The sequence below is a fragment of the Agrococcus phoenicis genome (genome assembly GCF_047302415.1).
Taxonomy (GTDB): domain Bacteria; phylum Actinomycetota; class Actinomycetes; order Actinomycetales; family Microbacteriaceae; genus Agrococcus.
This window is the reverse complement of record NZ_CP154854.1, coordinates 1,486,035-1,500,251: the sequence shown is the minus strand read 5'-3', so window position 1 is coordinate 1,500,251 and position 14,217 is coordinate 1,486,035. Positions and strand designations below refer to the sequence as shown.

Below are 14,217 nucleotides of genomic sequence, written 5' to 3'. Positions count from 1 at the left end.
GAGCGCTCGTGCATCCGGCACGGGCACCGCGCTGTGAGCAGAGAGGGGCCCCATCACATGAGCCTGAACGCAGAGATCAAGAAGGCCATCATCGAGGAGTACGCCACGCACGAGGGCGACACCGGGAGCCCCGAGGTGCAGATCGCGCTGATGTCGCGTCGCATCAAGGACCTCACGGAGCACCTGAAGGAGCACAAGCACGACCACCACTCGCGTCGTGGTCTGCTGCTGCTCGTCGGTCAGCGTCGCCGCCTGCTCGGCTACCTGTCGGACGTCGACATCGAGCGCTACCGCTCGCTGATCGAGCGCCTCGGCCTCCGCCGATAGCCTGATGACTCTCGAGGGCCGCCCCGCACGGGGCGGCCCTTCGTCGTGCCACGGGCCGCGCGCCGGATCCGTCGCGCAGGGGTGGCGCTGCCAGGCTCCGGCTCAGGCCAGCAGCCGTCCCAGCAGCGACGTGCCGACCGCGATCAGGACGGCGCCGACCACCGCGCCGGCACCGACGCGCAGCTGCGCCCGCGCCCGCTGCCTGCCGGCATCGGTCGAGTCGATCGCCGTGGGCCGCTCGACGCTCGCGGCGCTCTGGCGCGCCATCGTCGCGAGGATCGAGCGCACGTCGTGCACGAACCGCTGCACGGCGGGATCCTCCTGCGACCATCCGTCGTGCGCGATCAGGCTGAGGCGACCGTCGCGCAGCACCAGGCGGCACGGGATCCCGACCTCGGCGATGTGGTCGCGCAGCACCAGCAGGGTGGGGTCCTCCGCGGGGTCGCCCGGCGAGGCGTAGGGCACCTCGATGCAGCCGTGGCGGCGCTCGGTGCGGTCTGGCTGCGGGACGGCGAGCACGCCCCAGTCGGCGCCGTCGTGGGCGCGCAGCGCGTCCTCCAACCGGCCACCGGGCAGCAGCGCCGCGGCGGCGTAGGCGAAGCCGTTCGCCTCGGCGAAGGCGAGCAGGCGCACCTCCCGCCGGCGCTTCGAGCGCCGCCCCACCGACCGCCCGACGAGCAGGGCGAGCCCGATGGCGGTCATGACCGAGCCGACGATGAGCATCGCCAGCTCCTCGGGCCGGGCGAGGGCGGCCAGCACGATCACGAGGCCCGGCAGCAGCATCACCCACCCCGCGACGGCGGCCCCGATCGCCCTGACGTCGGCGGGTCGCCTCGTGGCGCGCCTCCAGCGACGGGCTGCGCTCCGGTGCTCGGCGGTGAGCGGTTCGCGCAGCGGTCGCAGGTCGAGGGGCGGGATGCTGGCCATGCGCGCGATCCTACGGCGCGCCGGCGCGCCGGCGCGCGGTCGTCGCGGCCCCGAGCCGCGTCGGTGCCCGACTGCTACCATGCAGAGCGGTCGCAGCATCTGCTCGCGACCGCAGCGCATCCGCTCACGAGACCGAGGCTGGTCGTTGGTGGAGGATGCCGAAGCAGCAGGCTTCGACCTCCTCCACTGATGACCACCTCCTCACCGCGGGTGCCGCGACGTTCGACAGCGCGCCTGCGCGCCTACGAGAGGAGGGACCCTTGGAGGGTCCAGAGATCACATTCGCCGAAGCCATCATCGACAACGGCAAGTTCGGCACCCGCACCGTCCGGTTCGAGACCGGCCGGCTCGCGCAGCAGGCGCAGGGCGCCGCTGTCGCGTACATCGACGACGAGACGATGCTGCTGAGCGCCACGAGCGTCGGCAAGCACCCCAAGGACCACTTCGACTTCTTCCCGCTGACGGTCGACGTCGAGGAGCGGATGTACGCCGCTGGCCGCATCCCGGGCTCGTTCTTCCGTCGCGAGGGCCGCCCCTCGACCGACGCGATCCTGACGTGCCGCCTCATCGACCGGCCGCTGCGCCCGTCCTTCGTCGAGGGCATCCGCAACGAGGTGCAGGTCGTCGTCACCGTGCTCGCGATCGAGCCCGACGAGCTGTACGACGTGCTCGCGATCAACGCGGCCTCGATGTCGACCCAGCTGAGCGGCCTGCCGTTCGACGGCCCCATCGGCGGCGTGCGCGTCGCGCTCATCGACGGCCAGTGGGTCGCCTTCCCCAAGCACTCGCAGCTCGAGCGCGCCGTGTTCAACATGGTCGTCGCCGGCCGCGTGGTCACCGACGCCGCAGGCGTCGAGGACGTCGCGATCATGATGGTCGAGGCCGAGGCCACCGACAACGCCTGGCAGCTCATCGAGGGCGGTGCCGTGAAGCCGACCGAGGAGGTCGTCTCGCAGGGCCTCGAGGCCTCGAAGCCCTTCATCAAGCAGCTCGTCGCCGCGCAGGCAGAGGTCGCGAAGACCGCCGCGAAGGAGACGCAGGACTACCCGCTGTTCCCGCCCTACTCGGACGAGGCGCTCGAGGCCGTCCGCGGCATCGCCAAGGACCGCCTGAGCGAGGTCTACCGGATCGCCGGCAAGATCGAGCGCAACGACGCCGACGACCAGCTCAAGGAGCAGGTCAAGCAGGAGATCAACGAGCGGATCGAGCGCGGCGAGCTGCCCGCGGTCGTCGCGACGCAGGTCTCCGGCGCCTACAAGGCGGTGACGAAGGAGGTCGTCCGCGGCCGCATCCTCACCGACCAGATCCGCATGGACGGACGCGGCCTCGCCGACATCCGCCCGCTCGACGCCGAGGTCGCGGTCGTGCCGCGCGTGCACGGCTCCGCGATCTTCCAGCGCGGCGAGACGCAGATCATGGGCATCACCACGCTCAACATGCTCAAGCTCGAGCAGCAGATCGACTCGCTGAGCCCTGTCACGACGAAGCGCTACATGCACAACTACAACTTCCCGCCGTACTCGACGGGCGAGACGGGCCGCGTCGGCAGCCCGAAGCGCCGCGAGATCGGTCACGGCGCCCTGGCTGAGCGCGCGCTCATGCCCGTGCTGCCGAGCCGCGAGGAGTTCCCCTACGCGATCCGCCAGGTCTCGGAGGCGCTGGGCTCGAACGGCTCGACGTCGATGGGCTCGGTCTGCGCATCGACGCTCGCGCTGCTGAACGCCGGTGTGCCCCTCAAGGCTCCCGTCGCCGGCATCGCGATGGGCCTCGTCAGCGACACGGTCGACGGTGAGACCCGCTACGCGGCGCTCACCGACATCCTGGGCGCTGAGGACGCGCTCGGCGACATGGACTTCAAGGTCGCGGGCACGCCGGAGTTCATCACGGCGATCCAGCTCGACACGAAGCTCTCGGGCCTGCCGGCCTCGGTGCTCCACGGAGCGCTCGGTCAGGCCAAGGAGGCGCGCACGAAGATCCTCGAGGTCCTCAACGCCGCCATCGATGCACCCGACGAGATGGCGCCCACCGCGCCGCGCGTCATCAGCGTGCAGATCCCGGTCGACAAGATCGGCGAGCTGATCGGCCCGAAGGGCAAGACGATCAACCAGATCCAGGACGACACGGGCGCCCAGATCTCCATCGAGGACTCGGGTGTCGTCTACATCGGCGCCGTCGACGGGCCGTCGGCCGAGGCTGCGCGCGCCGCGGTCAACGCCATCGCGAACCCCTCGAACCCCGAGATCGGCGAGCGCTTCCTCGGCACCGTCGTGAAGATCGCGTCCTTCGGCGCGTTCGTCTCGCTGATGCCCGGCCGCGACGGCCTGCTGCACGTGACCGCCATGCGCACGCTGAACGGCGGCAAGCGCATCGAGGCCGTCGAGGACGTCGTCTCGGTCGGCCAGAAGGTCCAGGTCGAGATCACGAAGATCGACGACCGCGGCAAGCTCTCGCTCGAGGTCGTCGACGACAGCCAGCCGGTCGCTCCGACCGCTGCAGCCGGCGACGCGGAGTCGTCGGTCTCGGCCGACTCGGCCGACTCCGCGGAGTAGCCAGACCCGCACCGCGACGGATGCCCTCACCCAGCCGGGTGGGGGCATCCGTCGTCCGCGCCCGTGCACAGCGCGTGGTCGTCGTCGGCGAGCGCGCCCTCCATCGGCGTTAGGATCGTCGGATGCCCGCTGTCGCCCTGCCGCTCGAGACCCCTGAGATCGTCATCAACGCCGCCGGCGGCGCGGTCGTGCGGCGCTCCGTGCTGCCGAGCGGCGTGCGCGTGCTCACCGAGCGCGTGCCCGGCGCGGCGAGCGCCTCGGTGGGCTTCTGGGTGCCGGTCGGCTCGCGCGACGAGCGAGACGACGCGCGCGGGGCCACGCACTTCCTCGAGCACCTGCTGTTCAAGGGGACCAGGACGCGCACGGCCTTCGACATCGCCGTCGCCTTCGACGAGGTCGGCGGCGAGCACAACGCGCTCACCGCGAAGGAGCACACCTGCTACTACGCGAAGGTGCGCGACCGGGACCTCGGCATGGCCGTCGACGTGCTGGCCGACATGGTCACCTCGTCGCTGCTGGACGCCGCCGAGTTCGAGCACGAGCGCGAGGTGATCCTGGAAGAGCTCGCGATGGCGGACGACGACCCGGGCGACGTCGCCGGGGAGCGCTTGAGCGAGCTCGTGCACGGCCTGGAGGCGCCGCTCGGTCGCCCGATCGGCGGGACGGGCGCCTCCATCCGCGCCGTGTCGCGCGACCGCGTCGCCGAGCACTACCGCGAGCACTACGACCCCAGCGAGCTGGTCGTCACGGTCGCCGGTGCCGTCGACCACGACACGGTCGTCGAGCAGCTGCAGGAGGCGCTCAGCCGCTACGGCTGGGCGCTCAGCGAGGGCAGCCCGAAGGAGCGCCGATCCGGCGCGCTGCAGCCGTACACCGACGGCGGGCTGACCGTCGTGCGGCGGCCGCTCGAGCAGGTGAGCCTGATGCTGGGCACGCCCGGGCTGACCGCTGGCGATCCTCGGCGCAGCACCATGGCCGTGCTGAACGCCGTGCTCGGCTCCGGCATGTCGTCGCGCCTCTTCCAGGAGATCCGCGAGCGGCGGGGCCTCGCGTACTCGGTCTACTCCTTCGCCTCCGGCTATGCCGACGCGGGGCTCATGGGGATGGCGGCCGCGTGCCAGCCGCACAAGACGCTCGAGGTGGCGGGGCTCATGCTCACCGAGCTCGAGCGGCTCGCGGAGGGCGTCGCCGATGACGAGCTGCGCCGCGCGAAGGGTCAGCTCGCCGGCGGTTCGGCGCTCGCGCTCGAGGAGAGCGACACGCGCATGTCGCGGCTCGGGCGGGCGGAGCTGACGCTCGGCGAGTTCCTCGACATCGATGCGACGCTGGAGCGCATCGAGCGAGTCAGCGAGGCGGATGTCCGAGCGCTGGCCGTGGAGCTCGCGGGCGGGCCTCGCTCGATCGCTGCCGTCGGCCAGGTGCCGGAGGGCTTGGACGCGCTCGTCGTGTCAGCGCGGCGGGATACGGTGGAGGCGGCGGCCCCAGCCGCTCGCTAGAGAAGGGCCCGTTCGCGCGCCCGCAGCACCGAGACCGGGCGCATCGTCGCGCTCACGCGGAGGAACGATGGCCCACCTGCTCTACCTCGTCAGGCACGGCGAGCAGCTCGACGCCGAGCACGGTGTCGACGATGGCAAGCTCTCGGGGCGCGGCAAGCGCCAGGCGCAGGCGATCGCGCAGCGCCTCTCGGGCGTCGACTTCGACCGCGCCTGGACCTCGCCGCTCATGCGCGCCACCGAGACCGCGGCGATCATGCAGGAGCGCCTGACGGCCGTCGAGTTCGAGAAGTCGGCGCTGCTGCTCGACTGCATCCCCTCCGGCAAGGACGAGCACACGCCGGTGGGGTTCCACCGCTTCCTCGACAGCGTGCGCCCCGAGGAGGCCGAGGCCGGCGCGGCGCAGATGCAGGATGCGGGCGATCAGTGGCTGCGGCCGTCGCGCGGCGACGTCAACGAGCTGCTCGTCACGCACAACTTCGTGATCGGCTGGTTCGTCCGCGAGGTCATGCAGTCGCCCGACTGGCAGTGGATGAGCCTCAACCAGGCCAACTGCGGCCTCACGATCATCCGCCGCCGCTCCGGCAAGCCGGCGCAGCTGGTCGTGCACAACGACCTCGGGCACCTGCCGCCAGAGGACCGCACGGGCATGCCGATCCCGCAGCCCTACTGAGGCCGCGCCTCAGGCGAGCGGCTTCGCGAACCAGCGCGTCGCGTTCGGGTTCTCGTTGTAGGGGGCGATGGCCGCGTAGCCGCGGCTCGTGTAGAGGGCGTTGGCCGCCTTGAGGGCGCTGTTCGTGTCGAGCACGACCTCCGTGGCGCCGAGCTCGGCCGCGCGCGCCTCGAGCGCGCTGAGCAGGGCAGCGCCCGTGCCCTTCCCGCGGCCCGCCGGGGCGACGAAGAGGTGCTTCACCTCGAAGCGGTGCGGCTCGAGGCGCCGCAGCGCACCGCATCCGACCGGCGCGTCGCCGTCGCGAGCGACCAGGAAGGCGCCATCGGGCGCCCGAAGCGTCGCCGGATCGGCCGGGCGGGGCGTGTAGGTGCCGCCGATGAAGGTGATGGCGCGATCGGAGAAGTAGGCCTGCAGGAGCGACTGCGCGACCTCGGTCGCGGGATCCTCGGGAGCGATCGTGATGGGCACCCGCTCACTCTAGGACGACGGCGCGGCGCGCGCCGACGGCGGCTCGCGCCGGCCATCCGAGCGCGCCGCCGGACGCCGTAGGCTGGATCCATGGCACCAACCAGGCGCGTCGGCATCGCCGGCGCCACGGGCCGGCTCGGCTCGCTCGCCCTGCGGATCGCGCGAGAGGCCGACGACCTCGAGCCGGTCGAGCTCGACGTGCGCGAGGGCGTGGACCTCACGGGACTCGACGTGGTGTTCGACGCGACGGTGCTGGGCGCGAGCGCCAAGCTCGTCGCGGCCGCGACCGAGGCATCCGTGCCGATGGTGATCGCCACGAGCGGCTGGAGCGACGAGCGCATCGCGGTCCTGCGGGAGCGGGGCGTCGAGCGCATCCGCATCGTGCCCAACTTCTCGCTCGGCAGTGTGCTCGAGACGCACCTGGCGACCATCGCCGCCCGCCACTTCGAGGCGGTCGAGATCGTCGAGGCGCACCACGACCGCAAGCGCGATGCGCCGAGCGGCACCGCGACGCGGACCGCGGAGGCGGTGGGTGCGGTGCGCGGGTTCCTGCCAGCCACGCCCGACGAGCCCGGCCGCGGTGCGATCATCGCCGGCGTGCCGGTGCACGCGATCCGCCTGCCCGGCGTCGTCGCGCGCCAGGAGGTCGTCTTCGGCGGCATCGGCGAGACCCTCACGATCCGCCACGACACCAGCTCGAACGACTCCTACAGCGCAGGCATCCTGCTCGCGCTCCGCGCCGAGCCGCAGCCGGGCGTGACCGTCGGCATCGACGATCTGCTGGGGCTCGCGTGAGCGAGCCGGTGGCCGCCCGGCGCGCCGCGCCCGCAGGCATGGGCATGGCGCTCGCGCTCGTGATGGCCGGCGCCCTGGCCCTCTACCTCGTGCTCGCCGGCGACCGCGCCGTGCGCCTGATCGCGTCGGGCGAGCTGATCGGCATCGTCACGGGCATCGCGCTGCTGGTCTTCTTCGTCGTCGGGGCGTGGGCGCTCGGCCGCGAGCTCGTCTTCGGCGCGCAGCTGCATCGCGCGGTGCGCGAGCTCGACGCGCAGGGCGGCATGCCGCTGCCGCTGCCCGCCATGCCCTCCGGCCGCGCCGACCGCGAGGCCGCCGAGGGCGCCTTCCCGATCGCGAAGGCCGATGTGGAGGCGCATCCCGAGTCGTGGCAGTCGTGGCTGCGGCTGTCGATGGCCTACGACGCCGCGCGCGACCGCAAGCGGGCGCGGATGGCGGCGCGCAAGGCGCTCGCGCTCCGGCGAGCCGCAGGCAGCAGCACCGAAGCACAGGAGGCACCATGACCGACCACCCCTACGAGTCGCTGCTCGCAGACGTCTTCGAGCACGGCGAGCACAAGGGCGATCGCACCGGCACCGGCACGCGCTCGGTGTTCGGCAGGCAGCTGCGCTACGACCTGTCGCAGGGCTTCCCGCTCATCACCACGAAGCGCGTGCACTTCAAGTCGATCGCGCTCGAGCTGCTGTGGTTCCTGCGCGGCGAGTCCAACGTGCGCTGGCTGCAGGAGCAGGGCGTGACCATCTGGGACGAGTGGGCCGACGCCGACGGCGAGCTCGGCCCCGTCTACGGCGTGCAGTGGCGCTCGTGGCCCGACCCGCACGGCGGCTCCATCGACCAGATCGCGCAGGTCGTCGAGTCGATCCGCACGAACCCCGACTCGCGCCGCCACATCGTGTCGGCCTGGAACCCCGCCGACATCCCCGACATGGCGCTGGCCCCGTGCCACGCGTTCTTCCAGTTCGACGTGACGGACGGGCGGCTCAGCTGCCAGCTCTACCAGCGCTCGGCGGACATGTTCCTCGGCGTGCCGTTCAACATCGCCAGCTATGCGCTGCTGACGCACATGATCGCGCAGCAGACGGGCCTCGAGGTCGGCGACCTCATCTGGACGGGCGGCGACTGCCACGTCTACGACAACCACGTCGAGCAGGTCGAGCGCCAGCTCGCGCGCGAGCCCTTCGCGCTGCCGACGCTCCGCATCCGCCGCCGCCCCGACAGCATCCTCGACTACGACCTCGACGACTTCGAGGTCGTCGGCTACGAGCACCACCCCGGCATCAAGGCGCCGGTGGCGGTCTGAGCGACCGGTCGACGAGGGGCGAGCGGATGCTGGGCATGATCTGGGCGCAGGCGCGCGGCGGGGTGATCGGCGAGGCCGGCGACATGCCGTGGAGCCTGCCGGAGGACATGGCGCGCTTCAAGGCGATCACCATGGGCCATCCGGTCGTGATGGGGCGCCGCACCTGGGAGTCGTTCCCCGAGCGGTTCCGGCCGCTGCCCGGCCGCGACAACATCGTCATCTCCTCGAACCCCGACTACCTCGCCGCTGGCGCACGCACCGTCGCGAGCTTGGAGGAGGCGCTGTCGGCGGCGCGCGCCATCGCCGGCCCCGAGGGCGAGGTGTGGGTCATCGGCGGCGGCCGCGTCTACCGCGACGCCCTGCCGGTCGCCGACCGCCTCGAGATCACCGACATCGACCTCGACGCGCCCGGCGACACCGTCGCCCCCGACCCCGGGACCCACTCGCGCGCCGGCGCCCCCGACCCCGGGGCCCCCGGCCCCGGCGCGCACGACGCAAGCCCGCCGGACGCGCCCTGGGCCGAGATCGCGCGCGATCCGACGACCGGCTGGCACACCAGCGCCTCGGGCTTGCGCTATGCCTACCGCTCGCTCGAGCGCGCGCTGCGCGACTGAGCAGCACGCCCTCGCGTCGGTCGGTCAGCGGATCCGCAGCGTCCAGTCGTTCGCTCGGACCTGCACGACCGAGGGCCCGGCGTGCAGCCGTCCCGACCCCGGCCGCAGGCTGCCGGCGGTGGACACCTCGTCGAGCTGCCGGGCTCCCCAGTGCTCGGTGACGAATGGCCGCAGCGGGGAGGAGGCGGTCGTGAAGTCGACGGCGCCGCCGCTGCCCCCGTAGAGGAAGACGGCGTCGTGACCGCCGCTCGCCGCGCTGCCGAGCACGGGCGCGCTGGTGAGGTCGCGCACCTCCAGCGCCCACGCGCCCGTCGCATCGACGCGGATGTAGCGAGTCGCCGTGCCGTGGGGCTGGATCAGGGTGGTGCCGACGTAGGAGGAGGACCCGTCCGCGAAGGTGTCGAGGTGCGCGCGCGAGGCGTCGAGGGAGTGCAGCGCGAGGAAGCCGGAGGAGCGGATCCGCGCGACCACCTGCGCGTAGGCGATGCTGCGCCCCAGGTCGATGGTGCGCGGGCCGGTGCCGGTGTGTCGCTGCATGGGGAAGGTGCCGTAGATCTGCCCGATCTGCTGCGGCAGCGGTGCCGTGCAGGGCGAGAGCGCGAGCGTGCGATCGCTGAGCGTCGCCTCGCTGCCCAGCCCGACCACCGTCTGCGTGCCGAGCCTGCCGGTCTCGGCGACCAGCATCGCTCGGATCGCCGCGTGGCAGGACTGCGGGGTCAGGTACATCGGCACGCCAGCGGTGGCGGAGAGCACCGCTCCCGCCAGCGCATCCGGGAAGTTCTGCCCGGTCGCGAGGAGGATGTGGGGCGAGGCGGGCGCGCCCGGGATCGACTCGTTGATCAGTCGCGCCGTCTCGTACCGGTCGCGGCCGGCGTATCGGTGCGTGGACGTGGCTCCGGCTCGCTCGAGCCCCACGCGGTCGGCCTCGCTGACCGACGGCTCGCCGCCGGCGATCTGCAGCCCGAGCCCGCGCACGTGCGGTCCCACGAGCTCGAGCCACGCGCGCGAGCCGGCGCTCCCGGGTGCGTGGTGGTCGAGGATGACGGCCTCGCCGTAGCGACCCGCGACCGAGGCTGCCACGAGGGCATCGGGGAAGTTCGCACCCGACACGATCCACGCAGCCGTGACCGGCCCGCTCTCGCGCAGCCGATCCAGCAGCAGCAGCGAGGTCTCGACTCGGTTGACCCCACCGATGCGCGTCTGCTGGAGGTCCGTGCCACTGCCAGCGCTCGCGGCTTCCGCCGCCTGATCGAGGACCGCGTCCGAGACGGACGCGGTCGACCCCACGACGACGATCTCTGCGGGCGCGAGCTCCCAGATGCGCTCCGCGACCGAAAAGGGAAGCCGGTCAGGGAGGGTGAGCAGCAGGTCCCCGCCCTCGGCGGCGACGACCGGCGCGGCTGAGAGCGCATCGGGGAACGTGAGGCCGTTGGCGAGGAAGACGACGCCGCCCGTGATGTCGCCGAGGTTCCGGGAGACCTCGACGCTGGTCTCGAAGCGGTCGCTGCCGGCGATGCGGTCGACCGCCAGTGCGCGGGCGGGCGCGGCGGCCGTCGCGAGGCCGGTGGCGACGAGCGCGAGCGCGGTCGCGAGGGCGAGGAAGGGGCGCATGGGGATCCTCATCGAACGTGGCGGCGCCGCCGCGGTGACCGGGGTGAGGCTGAGCCTAACCTTGAGGCTGAGGTTCACAGCGCCGAACCCATAACGATCGCATCACGGGCGAGCACCGGCCGATCGGCCGCCTCAGCCCAGCGCGATCCAGTAGCGCTCGTAGGTGCCGTGCTCGTCGCTCCAGCGCGCATCCTCCAGCACGCCGCCGGCACCGACGATCGTCGCGCGCGACGCCGGGTTGTCCGCCTCGCAGGTGACCAGCACCCGCTCGATCCCCATCGCCGCGGCGCGCTCGAGCACGAGCCGCAGGGCGGCGCTCGCGACCCCGCGGCCGCGCGCGGAGGGGCGCACGCCGTAGCCGATGTGGCCGCCCTCGGCGAGCAGCCAGTCGTTCAGCTCGTGCCGCAGGTGGATGGAGCCGAGCACCGTGGTCGGCGCCTCGTCGTCCACGATCCACCACGCCGTGGCCGGCACGAAGCCGTCGATGCCCTCGGTCTGCTGCCGCCGCTCCCGCTCGAGCCAGCGAGAGAACCCCGCAGCCGTCGCCAGCTCCTCGACCTCGAAGCCGAAGGTCGAGAAGCCGTGCAGCACGGCGCCGTCGAACTCGCGCATGGCCGCCAGCCAGGGAGCGTGCAGCGCGGGGGAGGGCTCCTCGAGTCGGATCATCCGTCGACGCTACCTGCCGGGCACCGGGCGGCGCGATAGCCTGGGGGCGTGACACACAACCCCTTCGGCCAGGTCCTCGTCGCGCTCGTGACCCCCTTCAGCGCCGATGGCGAGGTGGAGTGGGCCGATGTCGAGCGGCTCATCGACGATGTCGTCACGGGCGGCGCCGACGGCATCGTGGTCTCCGGCACCACCGGCGAGACGTCGACCCTCACCGACCCCGAGAAGATCCGGCTGGTGGAGGTCGCCAAGGCCGTCGCCGGCGACCGCGCCAAGGTGATCCAGGGCGGCGGCTCCAACGAGACCGCGCACGCGATGGACCTCTACCGCCAGGCCGAGCAGGCCGGTGCCGACGGCGTCATGATCGTCACGCCGTACTACAACAAGCCGACGCAGGCGGGCGTGCTGACGCACTTCCGCATGATCGCCGACGCGACCGATCTGCCGGTCATCCTCTACGACATCCCCGGGCGCTCCGGCATCCCGATCCGCTTCGAGACGATCCTGCGGGCCGCGAAGCACCCGAACATCCTGGCGGTGAAGGACGCGAAGGGCGACTTCGCCGAGGTCAGCCGGGTGCTCAACCAGACCGATCTGCTCTACTTCTCCGGCGATGACGCCAACGTGCTGCCGCACCTCGCGATCGGCGCCTCCGGCCTGATCGGCGTGACCGCGAACGTGGCGCCGAGGCCCTACCGCACCATGGTCGACGCCGTGAACGCAGGCGACCTCGCCACCGCGCAGGCGCAGCACAAGGCGCTCGAGCCGCTCGTCCGCGCTACCATGACCCATGTACCCGGCACCGTCGCCGCGAAGTACATCCTCCACGGCCTCGGCCGCATCGGCAGCCCGCGCGTGCGCCTGCCGCTCGTCGGGCCGGAGGATGCAGAGGCGGCGCTCATCGAGGACGAGCTCGCGCTCGTCTCCGGCGTCGACGGTCTCGACCTCACCCGCTTCCGCCCCGACCGCAACGCGGCCGCAGGCGGTGCGCTGCCCAGGGTGCACGGCACCACCAGGCAGTAGCTCGACACAGACATCCATGCGCGCGAGTCGTGCGCAACCACCACATCCGCTCGCACCACTGCGAGCCCCATATCGAAGGAGGGCCATGACGGCCATCACCCAGCCTGCCCCGCTCGCGGCAGGCACGCTCCGCATCTTCCCGCTCGGCGGCCTCGGCGAGGTCGGCCGCAACATGACGGTCTACGAGCAGGACGGCAAGCTGCTCATCGTCGACTGCGGCGTGCTCTTCCCCGAGGAGCACCAGCCGGGCGTCGACCTGATCCTGCCCGACTTCGGGCCGATCCGCGATCGCCTCGACGACGTCGTCGGCCTCGTGCTGACGCACGGGCACGAGGATCACATCGGCGCAGTGCCGTACCTCTTGCGCCTGAAGGCCGACATCCCGCTGCTCGGCTCGCAGCTCACGCTCGCGCTCATCGAGGCGAAGCTCAAGGAGCACCGCATCAAGCCCTACACGCTCACCGTCAAGGAGGGGCAGAAGGAGCAGCTCGGGCCGTTCGAGACCGAGTACATCGCGGTCAACCACTCGATCCCCGACGCCCTGGCGGTCGCGATCCGCACCTCTGCGGGCCTCGTGCTGCACACGGGCGACTTCAAGATGGATCAGCTGCCGCTCGACGACCGCATCACCGACCTGCGCGCCTTCGCGCGCCTGGGCGAAGAGGGCGTGGATGCGTTCCTGGTCGACTCGACGAACGCCGACGTGCCGGGGTTCACGGCTCCCGAGCGCGAGATCGGCCCGGTCCTGTCGCAGGTGATCGCCAAGACCTCCGGCCTCGTCGTGGTCGCGTCGTTCTCGAGCCACGTGCACCGCGTGCAGCAGGTGCTCGACGCCGCCGCCGAGAACGGCCGCAAGGTGGCCTTCGTCGGTCGCTCGATGGTGCGCAACATGGGCATCGCCGCTGATCTCGGCTACCTGAAGGTGCCCGACAAGGTCGTGGTCTCGCAGAAGGAGGCCGAGAACATGCCGCGCGAGCAGGTCGTGTTCATGTCGACCGGATCGCAGGGCGAGCCGATGGCGGTGCTCAGCCGCATCGTCAACGGCGAGCACCGGATCGAGGTGGGGGAGGACGACACGATCATCCTCGCCTCGAGCCTCATCCCGGGCAACGAGAACGCGGTCTTCCGCATCATCAACGGCCTCATGCAGCTGGGTGCGAAGGTCGTGCACAAGGGCTCCGCGAAGGTGCACGTCTCCGGGCACGCCTCCGCGGGCGAGCTGCTCTACTGCTACAACATCCTCGGCCCGGCGAACGTCATCCCCGTGCACGGCGAGTACCGCCACCTGCACGCCGCGGCGCAGCTCGCGATCGACACGGGCGTGCCGCGCGAGCGCGCGCACGTCGGCGAGAACGGCACCGTCTGGGATCTCAAGGATCACCGCATCACGGTCGCCGGACAGCACGAGATCGGCTTCGTCTACGTCGACGGCTCCTCGGTCGGTCGCATCGACGAGGCCGACCTCAAGGATCGTCGCATCCTCGCCGAGGAGGGCTTCATCTCGATCTTCATCGCCCTCGAGTCGCAGACCGGCAAGGTGATCGTCGGGCCCGAGATCCACGCCCGCGGCTTCGCCGAGGACGACTCGATCTTCGACGACATCCGCCCCAAGATCGTGAAGGCGCTCGCCGAGGCCGGTGAGCAGGGCGTGCGGGACCAGCACCAGTACCAGCAGGTCGTGCGCCGCGTCGTCGGACGCTGGGTGGGCACGCGCATCCGCCGTCGCCCCATGATCGTGCCGGTGGTCATCGAGGCGTAGTGCCGACGCTGG

14 protein-coding genes are annotated in these 14,217 nt (G+C 72.0%); 10 read left to right on the top strand and 4 right to left on the bottom strand.

Annotated features, from left to right (window positions below):
- Positions 1 to 57: 57 nt before the first annotated feature.
- Entirely contained in the window at positions 58 to 327 is a 270-nt protein-coding gene (gene rpsO / locus AA0Z99_RS07245; RefSeq protein ID WP_413316357.1) for a 30S ribosomal protein S15, read from the top strand.
- A gap of 102 nt (positions 328 to 429) precedes the next feature.
- Here the strand turns inward: rpsO and AA0Z99_RS07240 are convergent, their stop codons facing one another.
- Positions 430 to 1,254, bottom strand: a complete 825-nt coding sequence (locus tag AA0Z99_RS07240) for a hypothetical protein (RefSeq protein WP_413316355.1) — start codon at positions 1,252 to 1,254, stop codon at positions 430 to 432.
- Between the two features lie 260 nt (positions 1,255 to 1,514).
- Between AA0Z99_RS07240 and AA0Z99_RS07235 the strand changes: the two genes are divergently transcribed.
- The 3 genes from AA0Z99_RS07235 (at position 1,515) to AA0Z99_RS07225 (ending at position 5,969) form a co-directional block, all read left to right on the top strand.
- Positions 1,515 to 3,803 (top strand): polyribonucleotide nucleotidyltransferase, encoded by a 2,289-nt coding sequence (locus AA0Z99_RS07235; protein WP_413316353.1) that lies wholly within the window; start codon positions 1,515 to 1,517, stop codon positions 3,801 to 3,803.
- A 122-nt stretch (positions 3,804 to 3,925) separates the two neighbouring features.
- Positions 3,926 to 5,299 (top strand): M16 family metallopeptidase, encoded by a 1,374-nt coding sequence (locus tag AA0Z99_RS07230; RefSeq protein ID WP_413316351.1) that lies wholly within the window; start codon positions 3,926 to 3,928, stop codon positions 5,297 to 5,299.
- Positions 5,300 to 5,366: 67 nt separating this feature from the next.
- Complete coding sequence (locus AA0Z99_RS07225; RefSeq protein WP_413316349.1) at positions 5,367 to 5,969, top strand: histidine phosphatase family protein; 603 nt, start codon at positions 5,367 to 5,369, stop codon at positions 5,967 to 5,969.
- A 9-nt stretch (positions 5,970 to 5,978) separates the two neighbouring features.
- Here the strand turns inward: AA0Z99_RS07225 and AA0Z99_RS07220 are convergent, their stop codons facing one another.
- Positions 5,979 to 6,437 carry a GNAT family N-acetyltransferase gene (locus tag AA0Z99_RS07220; protein ID WP_413316347.1) on the bottom strand — a complete coding sequence of 153 codons (459 nt, stop codon included), beginning with the start codon at positions 6,435 to 6,437 and terminating at the stop codon, positions 5,979 to 5,981.
- Positions 6,438 to 6,527: 90 nt separating this feature from the next.
- On the opposite strand from AA0Z99_RS07220, the gene dapB reads away from it, so the two are divergent.
- From dapB to AA0Z99_RS07200, 4 genes are read left to right on the top strand one after another with little or no spacing between them, the layout of a single operon-like run.
- Positions 6,528 to 7,232 carry a 4-hydroxy-tetrahydrodipicolinate reductase gene (gene dapB, locus AA0Z99_RS07215; protein ID WP_413316345.1) on the top strand — a complete coding sequence of 235 codons (705 nt, stop codon included), beginning with the start codon at positions 6,528 to 6,530 and terminating at the stop codon, positions 7,230 to 7,232.
- The gene (locus AA0Z99_RS07210; protein ID WP_413316343.1) at positions 7,229 to 7,735 is read left to right on the top strand and encodes a hypothetical protein; all 507 of its coding nucleotides are present in this window, start codon (positions 7,229 to 7,231) and stop codon (positions 7,733 to 7,735) included. The genes dapB and AA0Z99_RS07210 overlap by 4 nt, the downstream gene beginning before the upstream one ends.
- Positions 7,732 to 8,532: a thymidylate synthase gene (locus tag AA0Z99_RS07205; protein ID WP_413316341.1), complete on the top strand. Its 801-nt coding sequence runs from the start codon at positions 7,732 to 7,734 to the stop codon at positions 8,530 to 8,532. The genes AA0Z99_RS07210 and AA0Z99_RS07205 overlap by 4 nt, the downstream gene beginning before the upstream one ends.
- A gap of 26 nt (positions 8,533 to 8,558) precedes the next feature.
- A complete protein-coding gene (locus tag AA0Z99_RS07200) occupies positions 8,559 to 9,146 on the top strand; it encodes a dihydrofolate reductase (RefSeq protein WP_413316339.1) in 588 nt (195 codons plus the stop codon).
- Between the two features lie 24 nt (positions 9,147 to 9,170).
- On the opposite strand, the gene AA0Z99_RS07195 is transcribed toward AA0Z99_RS07200, so the two are convergent.
- Positions 9,171 to 10,757, bottom strand: a complete 1,587-nt coding sequence (locus AA0Z99_RS07195) for a cell wall-binding repeat-containing protein (RefSeq protein ID WP_413316337.1) — start codon at positions 10,755 to 10,757, stop codon at positions 9,171 to 9,173.
- Between the two features lie 132 nt (positions 10,758 to 10,889).
- Positions 10,890 to 11,423: a GNAT family N-acetyltransferase gene (locus tag AA0Z99_RS07190; RefSeq protein WP_413316336.1), complete on the bottom strand. Its 534-nt coding sequence runs from the start codon at positions 11,421 to 11,423 to the stop codon at positions 10,890 to 10,892.
- A gap of 48 nt (positions 11,424 to 11,471) precedes the next feature.
- Here AA0Z99_RS07190 and dapA point away from each other — a divergent pair, with 48 nt between their 5' ends.
- Entirely contained in the window at positions 11,472 to 12,446 is a 975-nt protein-coding gene (gene dapA / locus AA0Z99_RS07185) for a 4-hydroxy-tetrahydrodipicolinate synthase (protein ID WP_413316334.1), read from the top strand.
- Positions 12,447 to 12,531: 85 nt separating this feature from the next.
- A complete protein-coding gene (locus AA0Z99_RS07180; protein WP_413316332.1) occupies positions 12,532 to 14,205 on the top strand; it encodes a ribonuclease J in 1,674 nt (557 codons plus the stop codon).
- The last annotated feature ends 12 nt before the right edge of the window (positions 14,206 to 14,217 follow it).